This is a genomic window from Bacillus sp. C28GYM-DRY-1 (genome assembly GCF_030519405.1).
Classification (GTDB): domain Bacteria; phylum Bacillota; class Bacilli; order Bacillales; family Bacillaceae; genus Bacillus; species Bacillus spizizenii_A.
The window spans coordinates 1-443 of the sequence record NZ_JAUMKF010000065.1 but is presented as its reverse complement, the minus strand read 5'-3'; the positions used below and the strand labels follow the sequence as shown (position 1 = coordinate 443).

The following is a 443-nucleotide window of genomic DNA, read 5'->3' as shown; positions in this document are numbered from 1 at the left end:
CTCCTAGTGCCAAGGCATCCACCGTGCGCCCTTTCTAACTTAACCGTTAAAAAGAATCACTATGTGATATCTTGTCTTACTAATTGAATGTGATGTCTACTGTTATCTAGTTTTCAAAGAACACGTTGGTGGAGCCTAGCGGGATCGAACCGCTGACCTCCTGCGTGCAAAGCAGGCGCTCTCCCAGCTGAGCTAAGGCCCCGTTATTTAAGATGGTGGGCCTGAGTGGACTCGAACCACCGACCTCACGCTTATCAGGCGTGCGCTCTAACCAGCTGAGCTACAGGCCCATCTTAACTTATTCAAGGAACAAAGTTCCTTCAAAACTAAACAAGACAGGGAACGTTCTGTTTATAAGACCCAAGGTCTTATATTCCGTAAATATCCTTAGAAAGGAGGTGATCCAGCCGCACCTTCCGATACGGCTACCTTGTTACGACTTC

The 443-nt window shown here is 47.6% G+C and carries 2 tRNA genes and 1 rRNA gene; all 3 read right to left on the bottom strand.

What is annotated here, in order from left to right:
* Window positions 1–126: 126 nt before the first annotated feature.
* Window positions 127–202, bottom strand: a tRNA-Ala gene (locus Q3W56_RS20700).
* An 11-nt stretch (window positions 203–213) separates the two neighbouring features.
* A tRNA-Ile gene (locus Q3W56_RS20695) sits at window positions 214–290 on the bottom strand.
* Window positions 291–391: 101 nt separating this feature from the next.
* Window positions 392–443, bottom strand: a 16S ribosomal RNA gene (locus Q3W56_RS20690); the annotation flags it as partial.